Source organism: Candidatus Thiopontia autotrophica, from assembly GCF_982804495.1.
Genome location: NZ_CEYDPX010000036.1, coordinates 1 through 5,854, shown reverse-complemented (window position 1 = coordinate 5,854; position 5,854 = coordinate 1). Strand labels below are relative to the sequence as shown.

Sequence of the window (5,854 nt, the reverse complement as noted above, 5' to 3'; positions counted from 1 at the left end):
GAAAACCATTTATACAATGCGGGAATGACAAGTAAAGTTAAGATTGTTGACGTTACTAAACCACCTACCACTACTGTTGCCAAAGGTCGCTGAACTTCACTTCCTGTTCCGGTAGCGAAGAGTAAAGGCAATAATCCAAACGCTGTTGTGAGTGCCGTCATTAATACGGGGCGAAGTCTCAACTTTGCCCCCAAAATGGATGCGTCTTTTATTGCAACGCCCTCTTTCACTAATTGATTCAAATAACTCAATAACACCATTCCGTTTTCCAAAGCGATGCCAAATAAAGCAATAAAACCAACGGAAGCTGGGACGGATAAATTTTGTCCCGTAAGCCATAATGCAACCACACCGCCTACAAGAGCCAAAGGAATATTCAGCAAAATGAGCAATGAATTTTTCAGAGAATTGAAGTTGGAAAATAATAGCAAAAATATAACAATAAGTGTAATGGGGATGACCACTGCCAATCGTTTATTTGCTTCCTGCTGTAATCGAAACTGACCGCCCCATTTTACTAAATATCCGGCAGGAAGCGTAATGGATTTCTCAATAGCGTTCTGACCTTCTTCCACAAATGAACCAATATCGCGTCCCGTTACATTGCATTGAACGGTGATAAATCGTTGATTATTTTCTCGCGTAATTTGTCTCGGTCCCACCAATTCTTCAATCTTGGCCAATTCCGAAAGTGGAATATCCACGCCATCTGGAGATTGAATTAAAATATTGGAAATAGCATCGGCAGTATTTCTGAATTTAGGTGCCAATCGAACCAAAATGTTAAATCGGCGAATGCCTTCAAAAATTTGTCCTGCTGTTTCACCGCCCACGGATGCACGAATCACTTCCTGCACATCAGAAATATTTATACCATAACGAGCAATGGCATTCCGATTAATGGTAATGAGCAATTGGGGCGTGCCGGTGATTTGGTCCACCTGCACATCATCCGCGCCGGGAATCTTCCGAATGACATTGGCAATTTCGTCTGCTTTTTCTTTCAGGATTTCCAAATCGTCGCCAAAAAGTTTTACCGCAAGTTCAGCTCGAATTCCTTCCAAAAGTTCATCCACCGTCATAGCGATTGGTTGAGTAATATTCACCAAAACACCGGGAACATTTTCCAACTCTTCCCGAATTAGCATTTCCAAATCGGCTTGACTTTGACTTTGCCATTCATCTTTTGGTTTTAGCAATACATAAATTTCTGCATTATTGATTGGGTCTGTGTGGGCTCCGATTTCTCCCCGACCGATGCGCGTAATCACACCGGTAATTTCCGGTATTTTCATCAATCGTCGCTCCACAATGAGCGTTGTATTTTTGCTCTCTTTCAATGAAATAGACGGCGCCATGGATAAACGAACAACAATCGTTCCTTCATTCAATTTTGGTGTGAATTCCGAACCTAATCTGGGGAAAATGAGCATTCCAACAACGATAAGACTTCCTGCCAACCACACGGCCATTTTTCGATTTTCCACAAAATAGGTGATGACCGGTTCATAAATGCGATTCATCATTCGAAGAATCCACAATTCTTTCTTTTCTCTTGTTTTTCTAGGGTCTTTCAATAAAAAGAATGAAAGAACCGGCGAAAGAATCATGGCATAGATAAGTGAACCGAACATGGCAATTGCGATGGTGTATGCCAATGGTCGAAATGTTTTTCCTTCCACGCCTTGAAGTGTGAAAAGTGGCAAAAAGACAATGATAATAATGATTATGGCAAAAGTAACAGGCTGAATTACTTCAAGAAACGCTTTGGATATCAACTGCATTTTTGATTCATTCTTGGATTTTTCTTTTAAAACTCTGTCAATATTTTCAATGATTACAATAGAGCCGTCCACCATCATTCCGATGGCTATTGCCAATCCGCCGAAAGACATGAGATTCGCGGATATACCAAAAAGGTTCATGCCAATCATGGCAAATAGGACAGAAAAAGGGATAGAAAATGCAACCACAATACTGGGACGAATGGATCCCATAAACAAAAACAAAATAATCACAACAAGTATTATTCCTTGCAATAATGCATCGCTCACCGTTTTTACGCACGCTTCAACCAAGGTTTTTTGCTCATAATAGGGAACGATTTTGATGCCGTCAGGAAGCATGCCATTAATTTCTTCCATTTTGTTTTCCACCTGACCAATCACCGTGGACGAATTACTTCCGAACAATTTTACCACCATGCCGGACACCACTTCTCCCACTCCATTGTGGGTTTGAATTCCACGACGAATGGCACCACCGATTTTAATATCAGCAACTTGATTTAGAAAAATGGGTGTTCCTGATTCGGATTTAAGAATGATATTTTCTACATCTTCGATTTTGGATGCCAGTCCCACAGAACGAACGATAAATTCTTCTGAATTTTTCTCAATAAATTGTGCACCCACATTCAAATTATTCGATTGTATTTTTTCTATAATATCATGGATAGTAATATCAAATCTCAATAAGGCGAAAGGGTCCACAATCACATGATATTGCTTTTCATATCCGCCGATACCAAGCACTTCAGTTACACCGGGAACAGTTTGGAGATGAAATTTTACGAGCCAATCCTGAATTGTTCTCAATTCTTCGAGAGTATATTTACCGGTTTCGTCATCCAAATAATAAAAAAGAATTAATCCCATTCCTGTGGAAATAGGTCCCATAACCGGTTCGCCGAATCCATCAGGAATTTGTTCTCTTGCTTGTTGGATTCGTTCATTAACCATTTGTCGCGCGAAATAAATATCTGTCTCATCTTCAAAATAGATATTTACCACGGATAAGCCGAAGTTTGACACAGAACGGATTTTTTCCATATTGGGTAAACCGTTCATCGCTACTTCAATGGGATAGGTTACATATTTTTCCACTTCTTCCGGTGCCAGTCCTTCCGTCGTGGTAAACACCTGCACCAAGTTCGGCGAAACATCGGGAAATGCATCGATGGGAAGTTGTTTGTAACTGGAATATCCTGCACCCAAAACCAGCAGTGAAACCGCCAAAGCCAGCAAGCGATTTTTTAATACAAATTGAATTAAATTTTTCATCTTAATGTCCGTGCCCACCGCCAAATGAACCTTTGGCCAATTGAGCTTTCAATATAAATCCGCCTTCAGATACATATTTTTGTCCAGCATTCAAGCCGGAAATGATTTCTACATTATTCTGATTTTCTTTTCCGATTTCGACAGCAACAGGTTCGAATCCATTTTGGTTTTTCACAAATACAACAGACTTTCCATCAATAGTTTCCAAAGCTGTTTTGGGAATAATGACATCAAATATGGATTGGTGAACCACCACATTGCCCGTAATAAATTGTCCGGGGCGAAATTTCCCATCTTCATTTCTCAACACAACTCGAGCTGTGGCAGTTCGCGTATGTTCATCCAATGTGGGTGATACATAGGATATTTTTCCTATTTGAGAAAATGCTGAATTGACCGTGATTTTTACAGGTTGCCCCAAACTGATTTTCGAAAGAAATTTTTGATACACGCTCAAATTCACCCACACTTCGGACAAATCTGCTACTGCGAAAAAATGGTCCGGTCGTTGGGCAGTTTCTCCTTTAGTAAAGTGCATATCAATAATAACGCCGTCCATGGATGAGTGCAATTCGTAAGTCGTCAAACTTTCATTACTTTCAATAATGGCCAAAAGATCGTCCTTTTTTACAGATTCGCCCATTTGTTTAAAAACTTCCTTGATCACACCGTCGAATCGTGGCGTAATATGAGCCAATCGGTCCGGGTCAATTTGAATTTCTCCGGGCAATTCGATTTTTTGTTCTAACACACCACCAGAAGCAGTCCCAATTTGAATGCCAAACTCTTTTAGTATTTCAGGAGAATAAGAAAATTCTGAACCGTGTTCATCTCCATGGTCTTCATGCTGTTCTGTGTGACCGGTATTTTTATGAGCATGAGACACGAAAAACCGTGTTCCAAAAAAAGTAAGCGAGGCTGTAATTACAATGGTAATTAAAATTTGCTTTTTCATAATTAATTCTTCTCCTTGAAGTTTGTATGATTTGAATTTCCAGTTATGCGATCTAATTCGAAAAGGTTTGCATGGTAATCTTTCAAGGCATTCATATACTGCTCTCTGGACTGAAACCACATTTTTTGTGCATCCACTACATCAAGATAGGTAAAGCGTCCATTCAAATAGCCGTCACTAATAATGGTGTAAGCCGTTTGTGCTTCGGGAATAATTTCATCTTTCAACGTTTCAGTTTCAGAATAAAGTAATGCCAATTCTGTTTGAATATTTTTCACCAATGATGTCAATTCAGTTTTCGTCGCTTTTAATTTCAATTCTGCCCGTTCCAATTCAAAACCGGCACTTTTGATTTTTCCCTGATTGCGATTGAAAATAGGAATCGGAAGAGAAAAACCGATTTGATATGTATTCCCCGGAATGTCACTTCGTTTTATTCCGGCATCTAAATCAAGATCGGGCATGACTTCCGCTTTTTCTGATTTAATATTGATTCGTCGAATAACTACAGAAAGTTCAGCCAATTGAATCGCCGGAGATTTGTCCAATGAATTTGATGAAGACATTGTGGGAGTATTTAGAAAATGACCGACTGCTAAATTGAATCTCGGCTTTCCATCACCCCACAACGAAGAAATCGAAATCCAAGCAATTTCCAATGATTTGTCTATTTCACGCAGTTTCATCTGTTCTTGAAAATGCTGAATCTTTGCGCGGGACTTTTCTGCAGGAGATAATTTTCCGGCTTCCACTTTTTTGCTTACAGATTTCAATAATACTTCTGCAACAGAAATTTTATCTGTTTGAATTGATTTAACTTCTTGGAGATGGAGAATATTCGTAAATGACTGAAACGCTACTGTCAATTTTTCTTGTTTCAGCTTTTCATATTCCAAGTGTGCTTTCAATAAATCAAGTTCACTCAAACGAATTTTATGTTTTCGTTTTCCGCCAAGCAGAATGGTTTGGGAAATCATTCCTGATGTTTCCGGGTCTGCACCGGAACCAGATTCCATTTCCAAAACGGGGTTTGGCAATTTTCTGCTTTGGGCTAAAGAACCTTCCTGAACTTGTATTTGTTTGGCACTTACTAATAGCTGGGGATTCTGTTCAATCACCAACTTTTCAAGTGTGTTGATATCCAATGTTTGGCAAAATGCCAATGTTGTAAATATAATGCAAATAATGCATCGGTAGAGAGTAATCATAACTCACCTTTCTAAAAATGTTTGAAAAATATCGGTTTAGAAAACCGACTACGAAACAATTTTTAAAAAGAGAGTCTAAATAAGTAAAATGGTGTGTTTTAGTAAGGGAGGGAAATGAGTATTTGGATTTTCTTTTGAGTGAGAAACAAAAGAAATTTGATGGAAAACATCCAAAAGAAAGGATTCTGAAAGGATAAGATTGAATTCAAAATCAAAATCTGTTGATGAAAGTAGAAAGTTAGTATCCGATTTAGTGTCCCATAATTGGACATCCACACATTCACCGCAGTCATCTTGATGATTATCCTCTTTTGGTATATCACATTCGCTATCGCAATTTGATTCGATATTAATATGTCCATCTGCTTCAAGGCAAAGAACCGGAGATTTTACGCTATTAAATAAGGCCAAAGAAAAACAGAAATACCCGATTAATAATTGCTGAATGATATTTATTTTTTTGTGTTGCATCAATGGAAGTTAACGATTTCTTACATTACGAAAGGGATAAATAAAAGTTTCAAATCAATTTTTCTGAATCTATTTGATTTAATTTAAAATCAGAATTTCCTTTATGGCTTACATTCATAATCCCTTTTTTGGGACTGTCCCTTCCAAAAACTAAATCC

At 38.4% G+C, this 5,854-nt stretch carries 4 protein-coding genes; all 4 read right to left on the bottom strand.

Annotation, left to right across the window (positions count from 1 at the left end; genetic code table 11):
- Window positions 1-3,062, bottom strand: a 3,062-nt coding sequence (locus tag AC3ZFK_RS08020) for an efflux RND transporter permease subunit (protein ID WP_489433777.1), incomplete at its 3' end; no start/stop codon positions are given.
- A 1-nt stretch (window position 3,063) separates the two neighbouring features.
- Window positions 3,064-4,017, bottom strand: a complete 954-nt coding sequence (locus AC3ZFK_RS08015; RefSeq protein ID WP_489433776.1) for an efflux RND transporter periplasmic adaptor subunit — start codon at window positions 4,015-4,017, stop codon at window positions 3,064-3,066.
- 2 nt (window positions 4,018-4,019) lie between these two features.
- Window positions 4,020-5,225, bottom strand: a complete 1,206-nt coding sequence (locus AC3ZFK_RS08010; protein WP_489433775.1) for a TolC family protein — start codon at window positions 5,223-5,225, stop codon at window positions 4,020-4,022.
- 75 nt (window positions 5,226-5,300) lie between these two features.
- Window positions 5,301-5,696 carry a hypothetical protein gene (locus tag AC3ZFK_RS08005; protein WP_489433774.1) on the bottom strand — a complete coding sequence of 132 codons (396 nt, stop codon included), beginning with the start codon at window positions 5,694-5,696 and terminating at the stop codon, window positions 5,301-5,303.
- Window positions 5,697-5,854: the final 158 nt, after the last annotated feature.

Bases quoted from the DNA above. Each gene is read 5' to 3' on its own strand.
- AC3ZFK_RS08015 (WP_489433776.1), bottom strand. From the start codon at position 4,017: ATGAAAAAGCAAATTTTAATTACCATTGTAATTACAGCCTCGCTTACT.
- AC3ZFK_RS08010 (WP_489433775.1), bottom strand. From the start codon at position 5,225: ATGATTACTCTCTACCGATGCATTATTTGCATTATATTTACAACATTG.
- AC3ZFK_RS08005 (WP_489433774.1), bottom strand. From the start codon at position 5,696: ATGCAACACAAAAAAATAAATATCATTCAGCAATTATTAATCGGGTAT.